Raw genomic sequence first — 18,988 nt, 5'->3', positions numbered from 1 at the left:
CCGAATGAAGGCGGGTCTCGTTACATCGGTGACCATGCATGCTGCGTTGCTGGGCTTCGGCCTGTTCTCGCTGTCGGCGCCGCGCGCCTTCGAGGTGGCGGATGTCGAAGCGCTGCCTGTCGACATCATTCCGATTGAATCGATGACGCAGGTGCAGGAGGGTGACAAGAAGGCGGAGCTTTCCGAGAAGCCGGCACCGACACCGACCAAGCGTCCGGATCCGGTGGAGAACGCGCAGAACACAGGCGACAATGATGTCGACCTTAAAACGCCGCCCACACCCGAGCCGCGCAACCGTGAGGTGGAGAAGACGGCGGAACCGCCGCCTGCTCCCAAACCCACGCCCAAACCCGAACCCAAGCCCGAGCCCGAGAAACAGCAGGCGGCAGCCGAGCCAACGCCGGTGCCTGCGACGGAAGTGCGGCCAGAGCCACAGCCCAAGCAGGAGGTGAAGCCGGACCCGGCGCCTGAAGAGGCAGTGGTGGCGGAAGCACCCGAAGCGACCGAGAGCGTTGCGCTGCCCAACAGCGCGCCTGTGCCGCAGTCGCGTCCCCAGCCACCCAAGGCGAGCACGGCCAAGGCGCCTGAGCGGAAGGACGCGGACAAGCCGGCGCAGAAAACCGCTTCGAAGCCGAAATCGCAGAATTCCGACGAGCTTTTCGATGAGGTGGCCGCGCTCCTGAACAAGGACAAGGCGTCTGGTGGCGGTGCAAAGCGCTCGCAGGAACAGGCGTCTCTCGGCGGCAGCCGTAGCACACCGGGCGAGAAGCTTTCACAGAGCGAAATGGATGCGCTGCGTGGCCAGATCCAGCGCTGCTGGAATGTGCCCGCAGGTGCGCTGGATGCGGAAAACCTCAAAGTTTCCGTCCAGATGAAACTTGATCCGAGCGGGAACATCGAGGGCAGTCCGCGCATTATTGCTGGCGGTAACGGGACCATGGTGGAACGCGCCGCGGCGGAGTCCGCGAGGCGTGCCGTTTTGCAGTGTGCGCCTTACAATCTGCCGGCGGCAAAATACGATACCTGGTCCGAAGTCATCGTCCACTTCGATCCAAGCGACATGTTTTAACCTGAGCACCATTCGCAAGGCGATGGGGGCTTGAGCCTAACCAAAGCGGGAGAGGCAGGAGCAAATGCAGATGATCATGAGAGCGACCTTCCTGATCGCGACGCTGGTCGCAGGGCTTGGCATTGCGGTGCTGCCGGCAAGGGCAGTGGTCGAGATCGACATCAACAAGGGTGTGGTGGAACCGCTGCCGATTGCCATCACGGAGTTTATCTCCGCGGATGGAAAAGGGGCGGAGATCGCCAGCGTCGTTGAAGCCGACCTGCGGCGTTCCGGCCTGTTTGCGCCCATTGAGAAGGGCGCCTTTATCGAAAAAATCTCCAATCCGGATGCTGCGCCGCGTTTTCAGGACTGGACGGTGATCAACGCGCAGGCGCTGGTGACCGGCAAGGTTTCGGAGACGCCGGACGGGCGGTTGAAGGCAGAGTTCCGGTTGTGGGATACTTATGCAGGCCAGCAGCTCGTCGGTGAGCAGTTCTTCACCAGCAAGGACAAATGGCGGCGTGTTGCGCACATCATCGCAGACGCGATCTACCAGCGGCTGACCGGCGAAACCGGGTATTTTGACACGCGCATCGTGTATGTGGACGAGTCCGGCCCGCGCAACAACCGCGTGAAACGGCTTGCGATCATGGATCAGGACGGGGCGAACCAGCGCTTCCTGACCGACGGGCGCGCCATCGTTCTGACGCCGCGTTTCTCGCCGACGCGTCAGGAAATCACCTACATGTCCTATGAGGGCGGGCAGCCGCAGGTCTATCTGCTGCAGCTTGAGACCGGTCAGCGCGAACTCGTCGGCAATTTCCCGGGCATGACCTTTGCGCCGCGTTTCTCGCCCAATGGTCAGCAGATCGTGATGAGCCTGCTGCGCGACGACGGCAATTCCAATATTTTCGCGATGGATCTGAGAAGCCGCAATACAACGCGTCTGACAACCTCGAACGCGATTGATACGTCGCCGTCCTATTCGCCGGACGGCTCGCAAATCGTGTTCACGTCCGATCGTGGCGGACGGGCGCAGATCTATGTGATGAGCGCTAGCGGTGGGGATGCCAAGCGTATTTCCTTCGGTGATGGAACCTACTCGACGCCCGTGTGGTCGCCGCGCGGCGATCTGATCGCCTTCACCAAGCAGACGGGCGGTCAATTTCAGATCGGTGTGATGCGGACGGACGGTTCCGGCGAACGCATTCTGTCCTCCGGCTTCCTTCAGGAAGGGCCGACCTGGGCGCCCAACGGTCGCGTGATCATGTTCTTCCGTCAGCCCGCGGGCTCGGCTGGTCCGCAGCTCTATTCGATCGACCTGACGGGGCGCAACGAGCAGAAAATCCCGACCGCGAATTACGGTTCGGACCCGGCATGGTCGCCGCTTCTTGAGTAGGATAGCCGCGAGCTCTGACTGAAACGCCGCGTTTCCGCCGCATTTTAAGCTAGTTTGCGCGAAATAACGGTTCTGATTTGTATCGATAGGGGTTTGTTAACCGCGTTTCTTGAGGGGTCCTTAACGGCAACGTGGTTACTGATCGTTGAACAAAATATCTCTAATCTGAAGGAGAGGTGGCAATGCTGTCGATTGCAGCTATCGCCAAAAACCCGGTTGGCATCGCTCTGGTAGCGGCCCTTGCCCTGGCCGGGTGTGCCAATAAGCAGGTTCCCAACAACGCGGCCGATATCGGTCTCGGCGGTGCAGGCGGTCCTCCCGGATCGCAGCAGGAATTCACCGTCAGCGTGGGCGACCGGATTTTCTTCGACCTCGACTCGTCGGTGATCCGTGCGGATGCGCAGCAGGTGCTGACGCGCCAGGCACAGTGGCTGAACAAGTATACGAATTATTCGATCACTGTCGAAGGCCATGCGGACGAACGCGGCACGCGTGAGTACAACCTTGCGCTCGGTGCGCGCCGCGCAGCTTCTGCCCGGGACTTCCTGGTTGCCCGCGGTGTGGCCGCCAATCGTATTCGCACCATCTCCTACGGCAAGGAGCGTCCGGTCGCGACCTGCGACGACATCTCCTGCTGGTCGCAGAACCGCCGTGCTGTCACGGTGCTGAATGGTGGCAGCAGCTAAGCTTCTGCACCAGGAACGAAAAAAAGCCGCGCCGGACATTGTCCGCGCGGCTTTTTTTATTGGCGCAATCGAGGGTCAGCGGTCTGCCGCCTCGCGGATTGCGGCGATGTTTTTCGCGTAGGCCTCTTCGCTGTTGCCCTTGAAGACGGCGGATCCGGCGACCAGCACATTGGCGCCTGCGGCAGTCAGCTCCCCGGCGTTTGCAGGCGAGACACCGCCATCGATCTCGATGTCGATGGGGCGTTCGCCGATCATTGCCTTGATGCGGCGCACCTTCTCGACCACGGACGGGATGAAGGCCTGTCCACCGAAGCCTGGGTTGACGGTCATCAGGAGCACGAGGTCGAGCTCGTCGAGCACATATTCGATGACGTTTTCCGGAGTGGAAGGATTGAGCGAAACGCCGGCCTTCTTGCCGAGATTCCGGATCGTCTGGAGGGACCGGTGGAGATGCGGACCGGCTTCGGCATGAACAGTGATGATGTCGCAGCCCGCATCTGCAAACGCGGTGAGGAACGGATCCGCTGGCGTGATCATCAGGTGGCAATCGAACACCTTGTCGGTGCAGTCACGAATTGCCTTGATGATCGGCGGGCCGAAGGTGATGTTGGGGACGAAATGCCCGTCCATCACGTCAAGATGTATCCAGTCAGCGCCCGCCTTTGCGACGGTTTCGACCTCTTCGCCGAGACGAGAGAAATCCGAAGCGAGAATGGAAGGGGCGATGAGCGTGTTGCGCGCAGTCATTGCGATTTCCCGGAACGATGAGACTGGCCTGCCCTAACGCCTCTGCCGGCGCTTGTCGAGGTGCCTCACAGATGTGTCACCATGCGATGCGAGGACGGATGGACAAGGTGGGCCAGCGTGATCGGCTCACCCTTCATCCAGGTGATACGCTCGCCGATGAATACGGGGTCGCCTTCCCTAATCTGCAACAGGGACGCCTCATCGGCACTGGCAGCACCCGCCATGAACGTAAATTCCGCATTCGAGAACGGAGCGTGGCCGACAAGCCATTCGTTCGGCCCCATCAGCGTGAAGTCGGCCGTGCGGGCATCGGGCACGGTGTTCAGATTGATCCAGCGATCTTCAAACTGGTAGGGAACGCGGTCCGCCAGATGGAGGCAGCGAACATGCAGCATGTTGGACTTCGTCAGCAGGCTGAGCCGGGCACAGATGACTTCCGGTGCATTGGCCTCTTCCACGCTCAAAAGGCGGTACTGATATTCGGAACCGCGCGCTTCGATCTCCTGGCGGATGCGTGGAATGACGAAGCGGGCTTCACGCACCGGATGGAGGGCGACGCGGGTGCCCGCGCGGCGCTTTCGCTCGAGGATTCCGGCGCGGGCCAGCTCCTGAAGGGCCCGATTGACCGTGGCACGGGCGGCGCCAAATTCCTCGGCCAGCGCTTCCTCTCCAGGGATGAGTGTTCCCGGCAGCCAAACTCTCTCGGCAATGCGCCGGGAAAGCTCGTCGCGTATGGTGCGAAATGAAGCGCGTCGGCCGGTCACAGCAACTCCATCAGATTTTGTATCGTCTGCGCATAGCGCGCAGCGATGGTTTCGCGTTCGATGTGGGACCCTTCGCGTACGCAATGGCGCCCTGCCGACCAGACGTCGCTGACAGCGCCATTGTCACCTGTAAAGATCCAGCCGTCCAGCAAACCATCGTCATGGGCTGCGCCCGCGTAACTGGACTGCTTGATCGCGACGAGGTCGGCCCAGTATCCCGGCTGGATCGCTCCGGAAGCACGGCCGAGGGCCTGTGATCCGCCTGCAAGCGCAGCATCATAAAGCGTGCGACCGCAGGATCGCCCGTGCCCGGCCAGCACCACGCGGGCGGTATCGCGCAGGCGCTGGGAGTATTCGAACTGGCGCAACTCCTCGGCAACGGTGATGCGAATGTTGGAGTCGGAACCGATACCGAGTGCGCCACCGGCCTGCCGGTATTGCGGACCGTTGAAAATTCCGTCTCCCAGATTGGCTTCGGTCACCGGACATAGTCCGGCAACAGCGCCGGTTTCGGCCAGATTTGCGGTTTCTTCGTCGGTCATGTGGGTGCAATGGATCAAGCACCAGCGCTCGTTGACGCCGCAATTGTCGAGCAGCCATTCCACCGGACGTTGTCCGTAGGCCGCGCGCACCTCGTCGATCTCCGGCAGTTGCTCGGCGATGTGCATGTGGAGCGGTGTATCCGGGCGCATGGACTGAGCCTCGCGAAGGTCATCAAGGCCGACCGCGCGGAGTGAATGCGGCGCGACGCCGAGATGCGCATCCGCTGACAGATTGGCCACGCACTCTTCGGCGCGGGCAAGCAGCTTCTGGTATCGGTCGAGATCGTTGCCAAACCGCTGTTGGCCACCTTGAAGTGGTCGCTGGTCAACGCCGCCATAGCGATACAGGACTGGCAGCAGTGTGAGGCCGATCCCTGTCTGCTCTGCGGCACTCGCGATGCGTGCTGACAGTTCTCCGACGTCACTGTAGGCCGCACCGCCCGGCTGATGGTGGACATAATGAAACTCCGCAACGGCGGCAAAGCCCGCTTCCTGCATTTCCATGAAGGCGAAAGCGGCAATGGCTTCCACATCGTCTGGCGATAGCAGGTCCAGAAAGCGGTACATGATTTCCCGCCAGGTCCAGAAGCTGTCGCGGCCAGCCGGGCCCCGCCGCTCGGCAAGGCCAGCCATGGCGCGCTGGAAGGTATGGCTATGCAGGTTGCACATGGCGGGAAGGAGGAGCGGAACACTGGTCGTTCTGCCATCGACCGGTTGCGCTTTGACTGTCACGTTGCTGATGCGGCCCGAATCACTAAGCTCGACAAGCACATCTTTTTGCCAACCGTCTGGTGTGAGAGCATTCTGCGCAAAAATGGCTTGCATCGCGTGCCAGTCCTAGATTAATTATGTCTATACATATAGGAATAATACTAGACAATAAAGCGCGCTTAGGCAATATGCCCTGTACAAGGAGGGAGGGGTCTTCCTGTCATGAAGCAGAGTGTCATCAGCGGTATCCGCTTGGCAAGCATGTGCGAGAATTCCGGATCCTACGGGCTGACAGAGGATGCAGCTATCGCGATCAGCGATGGTAAGATCGCCTGGTCCGGTGTGTCGAATGAATTGCCCGACGCATTTCTCGATTGGAAACGTGTCGATTTCGACGGGCGGCTTGCGACGCCAGCGCTGGTGGATTGCCATACGCACCTTGTTTTCGGAGGCAATCGGGCAAGAGAGTTCGAGATGCGGCTCGAGGGTGCGAGCTACGAGGAAGTGGCGCGCGCGGGCGGCGGCATTGTTTCCACCGTCGCGGCGACCCGTGCGATGAGTGAGGACGCGCTGGTCGAAGATGCGCTGAAGCGGCTTGACGCGCTTTTGGCCGAAGGTGTCGCAACAGTTGAAGTGAAGTCGGGCTACGGGCTCGCCATTCAAGATGAATTAAAGATGCTGCGTGCTGCGCGCCGTCTGGCAACGCTGCGCCCGGTGCGGATCAGGACGAGCTATCTTGCCGCCCATGCGGTGCCGGCGGAATATCGCGGCAAGGAAGACGCTTATATCGATGAGGTCGTGCTTCCGGGCATGGAGATGGCCCAGGCCGAGGGACTGGCTGATGCGGTTGACGGGTTCTGCGAAGGGATCGCGTTTTCGCCGGAGCAGATGGCCCGGGTGTTCGATAAGGCGCGGGCGCTTGGTCTGCCGGTAAAACTACATGCCGAGCAACTTTCCAACCTGGGTGGAGCGAGACTGGCGGCATCCTACGGTGCGCTGTCAGCGGACCATCTGGAATATCTCGACGAAGAGGGCGTTGCGGCCATGGCCGCGGCGGGGACGGTGGCGGTGTTGCTGCCGGGCGCTTTCTATACTTTGCGCGAGACGCAGTATCCTCCGCTTGCCGCGCTCAGGAAGCATGGGGTGCGGATTGCGGTTGCCACCGACTGCAATCCTGGCTCCTCGCCGCTCGCCTCACTGCTCTTGACCATCAACATGGCTTGCACGCTGTTCCGCATGACGCCGGAAGAAGCGCTGGCCGGGGCGACGCGTGAAGCGGCACGCGCTCTGGGACTCGCCGATGAGATTGGCACGATCGAGGCCGGCAAGCGCGCCGAGATCGCCATCTGGGATGTCGAGCATCCCGCCGAGCTTGCCTATCGCATCGGTTTCAATCCGCTCCATCGCCTTGTTTCAGGAGATCATGCATGACGCTTGTTCTGTCGCCCGGTGCGGTGACGATCCGGGATCTGGAACATATCTGGCGCGATGGCACACCTGTACGCCTCGACAAGGGCTGCCATGCTGGCATCGAGGCGGCAGCGGAGCGGATAGATCAGATCGCGCGCGGCAATGCGGCTGTCTATGGCGTCAATACCGGTTTCGGAAAACTCGCCAGCGTGAGCATCCCGCCGCACGATGTGGAGACGCTTCAGCGCAATCTCATTCTGTCCCATTGCTGCGGCGTCGGTGCGCCGCTTGATGAAAGCATCGTGCGGCTGATCATGTCGCTCAAGCTTCTGTCTCTCGGACGTGGAGCCTCCGGTGTCCGCATGGAGGTGGTGAGACTGATCGAAGAGATGCTGGCGCGGGGTGTCGTGCCGGTGATTCCGGAAAAGGGCTCGGTGGGCGCCTCGGGCGATCTGGCGCCACTTGCCCACATGGCCGCTGCCATGATGGGCGAGGGCGAGGCCTTCTTCAAAGGCGAGCGGCTTTCGGGCAGCGAAGCGTTGCGCAAGGCGGGACTTTCGCCGCTGGTTCTCAAGGCCAAGGAAGGGCTGGCGCTGATCAACGGCACGCAGGTTTCCACCGCGCTGGCGCTGACCGGTCTGTTCCGGGCGCATCGCGCGGCACGCTCGGCGCTGATCACCGGGGCATTGTCGACCGACGCGGCCATGGGCTCTTCCGCGCCGTTTCATCCGGAAATCCACACGCTGCGCGGACATCAGGGGCAGATCGACACGGCGGCAGCACTGTGGGCGCTGCTTGAGGGCTCGCAGATCCGCGAAAGCCATCTGGAAGGCGATGAGCGGGTGCAGGATCCCTATTGCATTCGCTGCCAGCCGCAGGTGGACGGGGCGTGCCTCGACCTCTTGCGCCAGGCGGCGCACACGCTGACCATCGAGGCCAATGCGGTGACCGACAATCCGTTGGTTTTGTCGGACGGTACGGTGGTTTCGGGCGGTAATTTCCATGCCGAGCCGGTGGCGCTGGCTGCCGATCAGATTGCGCTTGCCATCTGCGAGGTTGGCGCGATTGCGCAAAGGCGCATTGCGCTTCTGGTGGATCCCGCGTTGAGCTTCGGTCTTCCGGCGTTTCTGGCGAAGAAGCCGGGGCTCAATTCGGGGCTGATGATTGCCGAAGTGACCTCGGCGGCGCTGATGAGCGAGAACAAGCAGATGTCGCATCCGGCTTCCGTGGATTCGACGCCCACTTCCGCCAATCAGGAAGACCATGTGTCGATGGCCTGCCATGGCGCTCGGCGTCTCATTCCGATGACGGAGAACCTGTTTGGCATTATCGGAATCGAGGCGGTGACAGCGGCGCAGGGGGTTGATTTTCGTGCGCCGTTGAAGACGAGTGAGGCCCTTTCGGCCGCTCATGCGGCGATCCGGCAGGCGGTGCCTGATCTGGAGGAGGATCGCTATCTGGCGCCCGATCTGGAGCGGGCCATTGAACTCGTGCGTTCGGGGGAGCTGAATGCCAGCATTCCCGAAAATATTCTGCCGGAACTGAGGAGCGAGGTTTGATGCGGGACATGTTGTATTCGGCGTTGGCGCTCGCCCCTTATCCGCCCGCCGGCACCTTCTCCCCGCTTGCGGGGAGAAGAAGGATAGCCGCGACGTCGTCGCCTCCCGCTCCCCGCCAGCGGGGAGAGGGTAAGGATGAGGGGCCGACGCCAATACTGGAGTTTTTCGAATGAACCCCGTCGAAGTGAATCAGGGCTCCTCGCCCGTCATTCTGGGCCTGCCGCATACGGGCACTCATGTGCCGGCTGCGATCAAGGCCCGGCTCAACGAACAGGGCCAGCTTCTGACCGATACGGACTGGCATGTGGACAGGCTCTATGATGGTCTGCTCGACGGAGTGACCACGGTGCGGGCGACGTTTCACCGCTATGTGATCGATGCGAATCGCGATCCGTCCGGGGAAAGCCTTTATCCCGGCCAGAATACCACCACCCTCGTGCCGCTCACGGATTTCGACAGCCGACCCATCTGGCGGGAGGGTGAAGCGCCGACAGAAGAGGATGTGAGGGACCGGGTGGAGGCGTTCCATCGGCCCTATCATGCGGCGCTGGAAGCCGAGATTGCGCGGGTGAAGGCCCTGCATGGAGTGGCGATCCTCTATGATTGCCATTCCATCCGTTCGCACTGCCCATTCCTGTTTGAGGGGGAGTTGCCCGATTTCAACATTGGCACCAATCACGGCAAGACCTGCGCACCGGAAATCGAGAAGGCGACAGCGGATATCTGCGCTTCGGCGGACGGTTATTCGAGTGTGCTCAATGGGCGCTTTGTCGGCGGTTGGACCACACGGCATTACGGCAGGCCGGATCGCGGCGAACATGCCATTCAGATGGAACTGGCTCAGGCGACGCATCTGAAAAGCGAGGCTGTCCCGTTCGATTTTTCCGAGGAAAAGGCGACCCGCCTGCGCCCGCATCTCAAAGCCATTCTGGCGCGTCTTTCCGAGATCGCGCCGACCTTGAAGGGGGCATGAACCATGACCAATCCGCGTCACAACATACGTGAAGTCCGCGCACCGCGCGGGGCCGAACTGAACGCAAAGGGCTGGATGACCGAAGCACCGCTCCGGATGCTGATGAACAATCTCGATCCCGATGTGGCCGAGAATCCGAATGAGCTCGTGGTTTATGGCGGCATCGGGCGGGCCGCGCGGACCTGGGACGATTTCGACCGTATTGCCGCGACCCTGAAGACACTTGAGGAAAACGAGACGCTGCTCGTCCAGTCGGGCAAGCCGGTGGGCGTATTCCGCACCCATAAGGATGCGCCGCGCGTTCTGATCGCCAATTCCAATCTCGTGCCGCACTGGGCCAATTGGGACCATTTCAACGAGCTCGATAAAAAGGGTCTGATGATGTACGGCCAGATGACGGCCGGCTCGTGGATTTATATCGGCTCGCAGGGCATCGTTCAGGGTACCTATGAGACCTTCGTGGAGGCTGGCCGCCAGCATTATGGCGGCGATTTGAAGGGCAAGTGGATCCTGACCGCAGGGCTTGGCGGGATGGGCGGTGCGCAGCCGCTGGCTGCGGTGATGGCGGGTGCGTGCTGCCTTGCCATTGAGTGCGATGAGACGCGTATCGATTTCCGTATCCGCACCCGCTATGTGGACGAGAAGGCCCAGACGCTGGATGAAGCGCTGGAGATGATCGATCGCTGGACAAAGGCGGGCGAGGCAAAGTCGGTCGGTCTGGTCGGCAATGCGGCGGAAATCGTGCCGGAACTGGTGCGACGCGGCGTGAAGCCTGACATGGTGACGGACCAGACATCCGCGCATGATCCCGTGAACGGCTATCTACCGAAGGGTTGGACCGTCGCCGAATGGCGCGAGAAGCGCGAGAGTGACCCGAAGGCGGTGGAGAAGGCTGCGCGTGCCTCGATGCGGGAGCATGTGGAGGCGATGGTTGCCTTCTGGAATCAAGGCATCCCGACGCTCGATTACGGCAACAATATCCGTCAGGTGGCGCTGGAGGAGGGGTTTGAGAACGCCTTCGCCTTCCCCGGTTTCGTGCCGGCCTATATCCGACCGCTGTTTTGCCGTGGTGTTGGTCCGTTCCGCTGGGCGGCGCTTTCGGGTGACCCGGAAGACATCTATCGCACCGATGAGAAGGTGAAGGAGCTTCTGCCCGACAACGAGCATCTGCATCGCTGGCTCGACATGGCGAAGGAGCGCATCGCGTTTCAGGGTCTGCCGGCGCGCATCTGCTGGGTCGGCCTTGGCGACCGGCACCGGCTGGGGCTGGCCTTCAACGAAATGGTGGCCAAGGGTGAACTCAAGGCTCCGGTGGTGATCGGGCGTGACCATCTGGATTCCGGTTCCGTGGCCTCACCCAACCGCGAGACCGAGGCCATGAAAGATGGCTCGGATGCCGTGTCCGACTGGCCGCTGCTCAATGCACTGCTCAATTGCGCCTCGGGCGCGACCTGGGTTTCGCTGCATCATGGCGGCGGCGTGGGCATGGGCTTTTCGCAGCATTCGGGGATGGTGATCTGTGCCGACGGCACGGAGGATGCAGCACGTCGCCTTGAGCGTGTGTTGTGGAATGACCCGGCAACCGGCGTGATGCGCCATGCCGATGCAGGCTATGAGATTGCGCTCGACTGGGCGAAGGAAAAAGGCTTGCGGCTGCCGGGGATTCTTGGAAATTAAGAAAACAACAGCACAGAGGGGTTTAAAATGAAAAGACGTCAATTTCTGAAAACTGCCGGCGTTGCCGGTGTGGCGACGGGGCTTGCAGCTCCGGCGATCGCGCAGGACAAGATCACCTGGAAGATGGTTACGGCGTGGCCGAAGAACCTGCCGGGCCCGGGTGTTGCCGCACAGATGCTCGCCGATCGCATTACCGCGCTTTCGGGCGGGCGGCTGGAAGTGAAGCTCTATGCGGCCGGCGAACTCGTACCTGGCAATGGTGTGTTCGATGCGGTGTCGGAAGGTACAGCCGAACTCTACCACGCGGTTCCCGCCTATTGGGGGTCGAAGTCGCGCGGCATTCTGCTCTTCGGTTCACAGCCCTTCGGCCTGCGCGCCGACGAGCAGCTCGGCTGGTTGATCCATGGTGGCGGTCAGGCTCTCTATGACGAGATGTATGGCCGCTTTGGGTTGAAGCCGTTCCTGTGCGGCAACTCCGGCCCGCAGTGGCAGGGCTGGTTCCGTAACGAGATCAATTCGGTTGACGATCTGAAGGGCCTGCGTTTCCGCACCACCGGTCTTGCCTCCGAAATGTGCGCCAAGCTCGGTATGGCCGTGCAGGCCATGGGCGGCGGCGACATGTTTCAGGGACTGCAGTCCGGGACGATCGACGCGGGCGAGTTCATCGGCCCATGGACGGATTCGGCGCTTGGTTTCTATCAGGTCGCGAAGAATTACTATTGGCCGGGTGTCGGCGAGCCCTCTTCGGCAGAGGAATGCGCGGTCAACAAGGCCGCTTACGATGCGCTGCCGGAAGATCTTCAGCAGGCCGTCGCCTATGCCTGTGAATCGCTCTACAACCCGGTGTGGACGGAGTACACGACCAAACACGCCGCTGCGCTGAAGCAGCTTGTGGCCGAGCAGGGCGTGCAGGTGAAACAGCTTCCCGAGGATGTGATCGTCGCCATGGGCAACGCCGCGGGCGAGGTGATCGCGGAACTGCGTGAGGACAACGATGAACTCGTGAAGCGCATTGTCGAGAGCTTCCTCGAGTACCGTTCCGGCATCGCCGACTATATGGTCTATGCGGACAACGGGCAGATGAACGCCCGGGCGCTGGACTATAATTACGGCGGCTGACACAATCGACCGGGCCGGGCGTCTGCGCCCGGCCTCTTTCATTTCGGGGAACGCTCGTGATGCTGGAGCTGGCGGACAGACTTGACCGGATCAACCGGGTGGTAGGCGCGGCGGTGCGCTGGCTGGCGCTTGCCATGGTGCTGGTCCAGTTTGGAACCGTGGTGCTGCGCTACGTGTACGGAATCAGCTTTATCTTCATGAATGAGACCGTGCTCTATCTGCATGCCGCGCTCTTCATGCTGGCCGGCGGTTACACGCTTCTGGTGGACGGGCATGTGCGCGTGGACATTTTCTACGGAATGTTTGGTCCGCGTGGCAGGGCGCGGATCGACATTTTCGGGGCGCTTTGTTTCCTGATCCCCTCAATGGTGATGATTGGCTGGTACTCCTGGCCATCCGTGCGCAATTCCTGGGCCATCATGGAGGGGGCGATCTCCGTCGGTGGCATTCCCGCTTCCTTTTTGCTCAAGTCGCTGATCCCCTTGTTCTGTGTGCTGCTCATTATTCAGGGGCTTGCCTGCATTCTGCGTGATCTTGCGCGTCTTCGTGAAGAAAACCCGGCCGCATGACCTTACCCCTCGACATTCTGATGTTTGCGGCGCTCATCGTCGCGATCCTGATTGGCTATCCGGTTTCTTTCATGCTGGCGGGAACCGCAGCGTTCTTCGCCTTCCTGGGCTGGATGACGGGGCAGTTCGACGTCGGGCTCCTGGGAGCGCTGGGGCAGCGGGTGTTCGGGACGCTTACCAATGAAGTTCTGATCGCCATTCCACTTTTTGTGTTCATGGGCGTGGTTCTTGAAAAGAGTCGTATCGCTGAAGAACTGCTCGAAACGATGGGCCGTCTTTTTGGCGGCTTACGTGGAGGCCTTGGCGTTTCGGTGGTGTTGGTGGGGGCGCTGCTTGCGGCATCCACCGGCATTGTCGGCGCGACCGTGGTGGCCATGGGCCTTATTGCGCTGCCCACGATGGTTCGCAACGGCTACGACCCCAAGCTTGCTTCAGGCGTTGTGTGTACATCCGGAACGCTTGGCCAGATCATCCCGCCTTCGACCCTCCTCATTATCCTGTCCGACGTGATGTCCACCGCCTATCAGCAGGCGCAGTATGAGCAGGGCAAATTCACCATTGAGACGATTTCTGTGGGGCAGGTCTTCGCCGCAGCCCTGTTGCCGGGCCTGACGCTTGTCGCTGTCTATATCGCATACCTGATGACGCGGGCCGCACTAAAACCGGAAACCGCTCCTGCGTTGATGGAGGCAGGGGACCGGCCCGGGCGGCAGGAGGTGCAGCGTGCGGTGGTTCCTCCCGTTCTGCTTATCGTTGCCGTATTGGGATCCATTCTCGGTGGTGTCGCCACACCGAGCGAAGCAGCCAGTGTGGGCGCGATCGGTGCGTTGCTTCTGGCCGGTGTCCGCAGCGAGGGCAATGGCCGCATGATTGTTCTGGGTGCGGCCGCACTCGGCGCGGTTGCCGTTCTTGCAGGGCTTTTTCCCGTGCGTCTGCAACGCAGCGACGCCGGCTTGTTCGAGTGGGGCATGGCGGCGCTCACGACCGGGCTTCTGGTTCTTGGCGTCATCGCTATCGTGATCTCTATCGGCAGGGCGCGCAGGAGAGGTATTCTGACCCCCATCGTCACCTCCACCATGACGGTCACGGCCATGATCTTCGCCACGATCCTGACTGCAAGCGTCTTCTCGCTGGTTTTTCGGGGGCTGGGCGGCGATGCCCGGGTTGAGGATATTCTTAATTCGATGCCGGGTGGCCCACAGGGGGCGCTGATCTTCGTGATGGCGATGATCTTCATTCTCGGCTTTTTCCTGGATTTCGTGGAAATCTCGGTGATTGTCCTCCCTCTGGTGGCGCCGATCCTGATCCTGATGGGGCATGATCCGCTGTGGCTCTCGATACTGATCGCCATCAATCTGCAGACATCGTTCCTGACCCCACCATTCGGTTTCTCGCTGTTTTACCTGCGGGCGGCAGCGCCCAAGGAAATCACTACGGGACAGATTTATCGCGGCGTTATTCCATTCATCATCCTGCAGATCGTCGGGATGGGCGTTATCTGGTTGCTTCCGTCGATTTCAACATGGCTACCGGGAACCATCTTTTAGCATCTGGTCGGCAAACGCTGGCTCAGCCACTGCCCAAGTGTTGATCCAGGACGCCCTGTCTGGTCCACTGCAGCTTGACAAGGGGTGTCTGGATCATTGATGAGCCGGTAAAACAATTCTAAGGGAGCGCCCGCTCATGCTTAAGACGCCCTATCTCCTGTTTCTTGGTGATGCCCCTGATGCCCTGACTGCAAAGGTTGCCCAGGGGATCAAGGACTGGCGACCGGAGTTCTGTGTGGGCCAGCTGCGCCTCGATGGCTGCAAGGCGGATCTCGGCCTCAGGGAAATGACGATAGCCGAGGCGAAGGAAGCCGGCGCCCAGACACTCGTGGTGGGCGCTGCAAATCGTGGCGGCGTGATCTCCCAGAGCTGGATGGCCACGCTGGTGGCCGCTGCCGAGGCCGGAATGGATATCGCGTCTGGTCTGCACAACCGGCTGACAGCACAGCCTGCACTGGTGGCAGCCGCCGAGAAAGCGGGCACGCAGCTCTTTGACGTTCGCGTGCCTCAGGAAGACTACCCCATCGCAGACGGCAAGAGACGGAGCGGCAAACGGTGCCTGGCAGTCGGAACGGACTGCTCAGTCGGCAAAATGTACACCGCACTTGCCATGGAGCGCGAAATGCGTGAGCGCGGCATGAAGGCAACGTTCCGCGCGACGGGCCAGACAGGCATCCTGATCACCGGCTCAGGCGTTCCACTTGACGCGGTGGTAGCCGATTTCATGGCTGGCGCTGTTGAGCACATCACCCCGGACAACGATGCCGACCATTGGGATCTCATCGAGGGGCAGGGCAGTCTCTTCCATCCCTCGTTCTCCGGTGTGACCATGGCGTTGATCCATGGTGGCCAGGCCGATGCACTGGTGCTTTGTCACGAGCCGACACGTACGCATATGCGCGGCCTGCCGCACTATCAGCTTCCCAGTCTGGAGGCCCTGCGCGATCTGGCGCTGGAGACAGCGCGTGTGGTCAATCCGGACGTCGAGGTGGTGGGCATCTCTGTAAACACAGCGGCGCTGAACGATGCGGACGCAAAAGCCTGCCTTGAAGAGATCGAGGCACGCATGGGGCTGCCCACGGCCGATCCGTTCCGGCAGGGCGCCGCACGCCTCGTTGACGCACTGGGCTGAGGGCGGACGGCACTTGCCCCTGTCAGGCTGACGCGTCACTCTGCCCCGTGACGATCGCACGGGGCAGACGGTGACGAATGCGCGGCTTCCACAGTCAACCGTTTGCCATGGCGAGAGCGCGCTTTGCCATGGCAACGATGAGGCTGGCGCGGTAGTCCGCGCTTGCGTGAATATCGGTCATCAAATTTTCTGCTGGTACGGACAAGCCATCCAATGCGTTTGCACTGAAATCGGTGCTCAGGGCGCTTTCCAGTTCGGAGCAGAGGAACACTCCGTCATCACCGGCGCCAGTGACGGCGGCGCGGACGGTTTCACTCTTCCGTGCAATGAAAACGCCGGTCATTGCATAGCGCGAAGCGGGATTGGGGAACTTGCCGTAGCCGGCTTTTTCCGGAGCCTCGAAGCGAATGGCGGTGATCAACTCATTGTCATCCAGAGCCGTTTCGAACAGGCCAGTGAAGAAATCTTCTGCTGCGATCTCGCGCTTGCTGGTGATGATGGTCGCGGCCAGGGCGAGCATTGCTGCGGGATAGTCGGCGGCGGGGTCATTGTTTGCGAGCGAGCCGCCGATAGTGCCCATATGACGGACCTGGGGATCGCCAATGAGGGAGGCGAGATGAGACAAAGCGGGGCATACATCGCTGATCTCGCTGCTTGCAGCGACTTCAGCGTGCGTGACACCTGCACCGATAGTGACCTTTCCGTCGGCAACCGAGATTGATTTCAGTTCTGCCACGTGGCGCAAATCCACGAGATCGGACGGTGCGGCCAGCCGTGTTTTCATGGCTGGAATCAGGGTTTGTCCGCCGGCTATGAATTTCCCTTCCTCAGCGGCTTCGAGCAGGTTCAGTGCTTCGCTAACAGACCCGGCGCGGTGATAGGTGACGTCATACATAGTCTGTTCTCCCGGCTTACGCGGCCTTGTTGGCGGCGCTGTTCATCGCCTCGGAAGCGGCCATGATCGCCTTGACGATGTTGTGATAGCCGGTGCACCGGCAGATATTGCCTTCGAGCTCCTCACGCACGGTCTTTTCGTCGAGCCCTTCCGGGTGGCGGCGAATCATGTCCGTTGCAGCCATGATCATGCCTGGTGTGCAGAAGCCGCACTGAAGGCCGTGATGCTCTTTGAAAGCTGCCTGGACGGGGTGCAGGTCACCACCATCGGACAAGCCTTCGATGGTGGTGATGGCGGCGCCGTCGGCCTGCACGGCGAGCATGGAGCAGGATTTGACCGATCGACCGTCCATGTGAATCGTGCACGCTCCGCACTGCGACGTTTCACATCCCACATGGGTTCCGGTCAGGCCAAGACTGTCGCGCAGAAACTGCACGAGCAGGGTTCTGCCCTCGACGGTGCCCGAAACCGTTTTTCCGTTCACCGTCATCGTCACGTCTGTCATGGAATACCTGCCTACTGGAATTTTCGGTGGCTGATACGCTGGTCGGGTGCCAACTTAACCTATGGAGCTTTCCTGTCCATGCCCTGCTGCCATTCAAGCGCGGTGAAGACGACAGCTAATAGCGCGAAGGGTTTGAGGGTGGTTCGGAAATCCATTTTGGACAAGAAATGCAAAGGCGTCCGAATAGGCTCTCCATGGCGAGCTGGTGTGAACCTCAAAGACTGCGCCAAAAGCGCGGCAATGAAAAATCATCTCCGAGGCTCTCGCATTCTGGGCGCCGAGTGAGATGAACACCGAAAGAAAAATTGCCAGTTTATACATAGCATCCTCCTTAAATAAATTTGATTGATATGGCCTATTAATTCAACAAATTTCTATTTATGCTTGAAGTGTTATGCATTTCTGTCGTTGATGCGCTTGCTGCGGAGAGCGCGAATTTCGAGCTGGGCGCTTGATCTTGGGGGCGAACGGGGCTATCAGGCGGTCCGCTCGCCCGGCTGATCGGATTTGACGACCGGAGTTCCGGTCCGATTGGCAGACTTGCTCGACAATTTGGTTGCGAAAGCCCGCCGAGGCGGGTATGTGCACGGTGTAGTGCTTCGTGGCCAGTCGAAACCGGTTTTGGCGAGGCGCGAAAAAAGGGCCGCTTTAGCTCAGTTGGTAGAGCATCGCATTCGTAATGCGGAGGTCGTCAGTTCGAGTCTGACAAGCGGCACCATCCACAGATCTCCCAACAGGCCTTTCCAGACAGTCCGCCAGCCTTTTGTCCGAGCGCGAGACACCGGGCCGTGTTCCTTCAAGCCTGTTCCTGGCCGTTCAGGCGACGGTCCCAGTCTTCGACCCTGCCGGAGGCGAGACGGCGTTGGGCATAGCGCCGCCATCCTTCCGGGAGTTTTTCGAGCGCCGCCATCTCTTCGAGTTCACCGCGATCGAGGGTTTTCACGTAGAGGATCTGCCACAGACGCCTCAGAGGCCACTCCCGCAAAGGGCGCTCGATGCGTTGCAGAAGATCTCCGGGTGAGACCCTGCCCTCCTGAAGAACCCGGTAGTACCAGCCCGTGCGCCCGGTTTTCTGAACCTGGTAAGCCATCGTGCCGACAGCAAAGCGGCTGTTGAGCTTCCAGCAGGGCTGACGGCCCTGTGACACTTCCACCACCGCCTCACCGAGCCGAAATACATCGCCAAGAGCAACGGTTTCCTCGTTTAGCCCGTAGGTGGAAAGATTTTCGCCGAAGGCGCCGGGGGATGCGAGCAGGGGATGTTCACCGATCTCATCTCTCCAGGCCGCGTAGTGGTCGCGCGGATAATGATGAACGGCCTTGTCGGGGCCCCCGTGGACTTTTCTGTCCCCCTGATGGTCGCCGATGAAACCATTTGTGCTAAGCCATACCGGACCCTCGACGACGCGCTTGTCGATGCCGCTGGGCACGTTTCGTTCCCCGAGCGGAGCAATTTTGCCTGTCAGTATGGCCTCCAGAGGCGTCTTTTCGGTTTCGTCCACGAAAGGGCTCCGTTGTGCAAAAGACAGGGTGCAAAAGACCCGTTGCAAAAAGACCGGGTGCAAATGGCTGTATTCCCCAACCAAAATAGGGCATGGCCGCATCGGGTGCAGGTCCAGTTGGCAGATCGTTATGGTCCGCGCCTGTGGACAAACGGAAGAACAGTAAAAATCGCGCATGCCGGGGGAGCGTTGGCGGAGACGCAG

At 60.8% G+C, this 18,988-nt stretch carries 17 protein-coding genes and 1 tRNA gene; 12 read left to right on the top strand and 6 right to left on the bottom strand.

What is annotated here, in order from left to right:
- The first annotated feature begins 4 nt into the window (after positions 1-4).
- The 3 genes from HF949_RS00640 to pal all read left to right on the top strand — a co-directional run bounded on the left by HF949_RS00640 (position 5) and on the right by pal (position 3,133).
- Positions 5-1,069 carry a hypothetical protein gene (locus HF949_RS00640; protein ID WP_292897619.1) on the top strand — a complete coding sequence of 355 codons (1,065 nt, stop codon included), beginning with the start codon at positions 5-7 and terminating at the stop codon, positions 1,067-1,069.
- A 70-nt stretch (positions 1,070-1,139) separates the two neighbouring features.
- A complete protein-coding gene (gene tolB, locus HF949_RS00635; protein WP_292899957.1) occupies positions 1,140-2,447 on the top strand; it encodes a Tol-Pal system beta propeller repeat protein TolB in 1,308 nt (435 codons plus the stop codon).
- Between the two features lie 182 nt (positions 2,448-2,629).
- The gene (gene pal, locus HF949_RS00630) at positions 2,630-3,133 is read left to right on the top strand and encodes a peptidoglycan-associated lipoprotein Pal (RefSeq protein ID WP_065818148.1); all 504 of its coding nucleotides are present in this window, start codon (positions 2,630-2,632) and stop codon (positions 3,131-3,133) included.
- Positions 3,134-3,208: 75 nt separating this feature from the next.
- Here pal and rpe read toward each other — a convergent pair whose 3' ends face one another.
- The 3 genes from rpe to HF949_RS00615 form a co-directional block, all read right to left on the bottom strand.
- Positions 3,209-3,880, bottom strand: a complete 672-nt coding sequence (gene rpe, locus HF949_RS00625; RefSeq protein WP_292897617.1) for a ribulose-phosphate 3-epimerase — start codon at positions 3,878-3,880, stop codon at positions 3,209-3,211.
- Positions 3,881-3,945: 65 nt separating this feature from the next.
- Positions 3,946-4,644 carry a GntR family transcriptional regulator gene (locus HF949_RS00620; protein ID WP_292897615.1) on the bottom strand — a complete coding sequence of 233 codons (699 nt, stop codon included), beginning with the start codon at positions 4,642-4,644 and terminating at the stop codon, positions 3,946-3,948.
- Entirely contained in the window at positions 4,641-6,011 is a 1,371-nt protein-coding gene (locus HF949_RS00615) for a formimidoylglutamate deiminase (protein ID WP_292897613.1), read from the bottom strand. The genes HF949_RS00620 and HF949_RS00615 overlap by 4 nt, the downstream gene beginning before the upstream one ends.
- A 108-nt stretch (positions 6,012-6,119) precedes the next feature.
- On the opposite strand from HF949_RS00615, the gene hutI reads away from it, so the two are divergent.
- The 8 genes from hutI (at position 6,120) to dgcN (ending at position 15,883) form a co-directional block, all read left to right on the top strand.
- The gene (gene hutI, locus HF949_RS00610; RefSeq protein WP_292897611.1) at positions 6,120-7,328 is read left to right on the top strand and encodes an imidazolonepropionase; all 1,209 of its coding nucleotides are present in this window, start codon (positions 6,120-6,122) and stop codon (positions 7,326-7,328) included.
- A complete protein-coding gene (gene hutH / locus HF949_RS00605; protein ID WP_292897609.1) occupies positions 7,325-8,866 on the top strand; it encodes a histidine ammonia-lyase in 1,542 nt (513 codons plus the stop codon). The genes hutI and hutH overlap by 4 nt, the downstream gene beginning before the upstream one ends.
- A 169-nt stretch (positions 8,867-9,035) precedes the next feature.
- Positions 9,036-9,839, top strand: a complete 804-nt coding sequence (hutG, locus tag HF949_RS00600; protein ID WP_292897607.1) for an N-formylglutamate deformylase — start codon at positions 9,036-9,038, stop codon at positions 9,837-9,839.
- Positions 9,840-9,842: 3 nt separating this feature from the next.
- The gene (hutU, locus tag HF949_RS00595) at positions 9,843-11,516 is read left to right on the top strand and encodes a urocanate hydratase (RefSeq protein ID WP_292897605.1); all 1,674 of its coding nucleotides are present in this window, start codon (positions 9,843-9,845) and stop codon (positions 11,514-11,516) included.
- A 27-nt stretch (positions 11,517-11,543) separates the two neighbouring features.
- Entirely contained in the window at positions 11,544-12,635 is a 1,092-nt protein-coding gene (locus HF949_RS00590; protein ID WP_292897603.1) for a TRAP transporter substrate-binding protein, read from the top strand.
- A gap of 59 nt (positions 12,636-12,694) precedes the next feature.
- Positions 12,695-13,204, top strand: a complete 510-nt coding sequence (locus HF949_RS00585) for a TRAP transporter small permease subunit (RefSeq protein ID WP_292897601.1) — start codon at positions 12,695-12,697, stop codon at positions 13,202-13,204.
- Positions 13,201-14,751, top strand: a complete 1,551-nt coding sequence (locus tag HF949_RS00580) for a TRAP transporter large permease (RefSeq protein ID WP_292897599.1) — start codon at positions 13,201-13,203, stop codon at positions 14,749-14,751. The genes HF949_RS00585 and HF949_RS00580 overlap by 4 nt, the downstream gene beginning before the upstream one ends.
- 136 nt (positions 14,752-14,887) lie before the next feature.
- Positions 14,888-15,883 carry an N-acetyltransferase DgcN gene (gene dgcN / locus HF949_RS00575; RefSeq protein ID WP_292897597.1) on the top strand — a complete coding sequence of 332 codons (996 nt, stop codon included), beginning with the start codon at positions 14,888-14,890 and terminating at the stop codon, positions 15,881-15,883.
- A 94-nt stretch (positions 15,884-15,977) separates the two neighbouring features.
- On the opposite strand, the gene HF949_RS00570 is transcribed toward dgcN, so the two are convergent.
- Positions 15,978-16,778, bottom strand: coding sequence for an FAD binding domain-containing protein (locus tag HF949_RS00570; protein ID WP_292897595.1), 801 nt, complete (start codon positions 16,776-16,778; stop codon positions 15,978-15,980).
- Between the two features lie 16 nt (positions 16,779-16,794).
- Positions 16,795-17,283 (bottom strand): (2Fe-2S)-binding protein, encoded by a 489-nt coding sequence (locus tag HF949_RS00565; protein WP_292897593.1) that lies wholly within the window; start codon positions 17,281-17,283, stop codon positions 16,795-16,797.
- Positions 17,284-17,925: 642 nt separating this feature from the next.
- On the opposite strand from HF949_RS00565, the gene HF949_RS00560 reads away from it, so the two are divergent.
- A tRNA-Thr gene (locus tag HF949_RS00560) sits at positions 17,926-18,001 on the top strand.
- A 78-nt stretch (positions 18,002-18,079) separates the two neighbouring features.
- Here the strand turns inward: HF949_RS00560 and HF949_RS00555 are convergent.
- Positions 18,080-18,784: an MOSC domain-containing protein gene (locus HF949_RS00555; protein WP_292897591.1), complete on the bottom strand. Its 705-nt coding sequence runs from the start codon at positions 18,782-18,784 to the stop codon at positions 18,080-18,082.
- Positions 18,785-18,988 lie beyond the last annotated feature (204 nt).

This window comes from Nitratireductor sp. (assembly GCF_017794765.1).
Classification (GTDB): Bacteria; Pseudomonadota; Alphaproteobacteria; order Rhizobiales; family Rhizobiaceae; genus Nitratireductor.
The sequence above is the reverse complement of the archived record's forward strand: the minus strand, read 5'-3'. Positions and strand labels throughout refer to the sequence as shown.

Excerpts from the sequence above, each read along its gene's own strand:
- hutI (WP_292897611.1), top strand. The coding sequence starts at position 6,120 with ATGAAGCAGAGTGTCATCAGCGGTATCCGCTTGGCAAGCATGTGCGAG.
- hutH (WP_292897609.1), top strand. The coding sequence starts at position 7,325 with ATGACGCTTGTTCTGTCGCCCGGTGCGGTGACGATCCGGGATCTGGAA.
- rpe (WP_292897617.1), bottom strand. The coding sequence starts at position 3,880 with ATGACTGCGCGCAACACGCTCATCGCCCCTTCCATTCTCGCTTCGGAT.
- hutG (WP_292897607.1), top strand. The coding sequence starts at position 9,036 with ATGAACCCCGTCGAAGTGAATCAGGGCTCCTCGCCCGTCATTCTGGGC.
- tolB (WP_292899957.1), top strand. The coding sequence starts at position 1,140 with ATGATCATGAGAGCGACCTTCCTGATCGCGACGCTGGTCGCAGGGCTT.
- HF949_RS00585 (WP_292897601.1), top strand. The coding sequence starts at position 12,695 with ATGCTGGAGCTGGCGGACAGACTTGACCGGATCAACCGGGTGGTAGGC.
- pal (WP_065818148.1), top strand. The coding sequence starts at position 2,630 with ATGCTGTCGATTGCAGCTATCGCCAAAAACCCGGTTGGCATCGCTCTG.
- dgcN (WP_292897597.1), top strand. The coding sequence starts at position 14,888 with ATGCTTAAGACGCCCTATCTCCTGTTTCTTGGTGATGCCCCTGATGCC.
- HF949_RS00570 (WP_292897595.1), bottom strand. The coding sequence starts at position 16,778 with ATGTATGACGTCACCTATCACCGCGCCGGGTCTGTTAGCGAAGCACTG.
- hutU (WP_292897605.1), top strand. The coding sequence starts at position 9,843 with ATGACCAATCCGCGTCACAACATACGTGAAGTCCGCGCACCGCGCGGG.
- HF949_RS00615 (WP_292897613.1), bottom strand. The coding sequence starts at position 6,011 with ATGCAAGCCATTTTTGCGCAGAATGCTCTCACACCAGACGGTTGGCAA.
- HF949_RS00640 (WP_292897619.1), top strand. The coding sequence starts at position 5 with ATGAAGGCGGGTCTCGTTACATCGGTGACCATGCATGCTGCGTTGCTG.
- HF949_RS00565 (WP_292897593.1), bottom strand. The coding sequence starts at position 17,283 with ATGACAGACGTGACGATGACGGTGAACGGAAAAACGGTTTCGGGCACC.
- HF949_RS00580 (WP_292897599.1), top strand. The coding sequence starts at position 13,201 with ATGACCTTACCCCTCGACATTCTGATGTTTGCGGCGCTCATCGTCGCG.
- HF949_RS00590 (WP_292897603.1), top strand. The coding sequence starts at position 11,544 with ATGAAAAGACGTCAATTTCTGAAAACTGCCGGCGTTGCCGGTGTGGCG.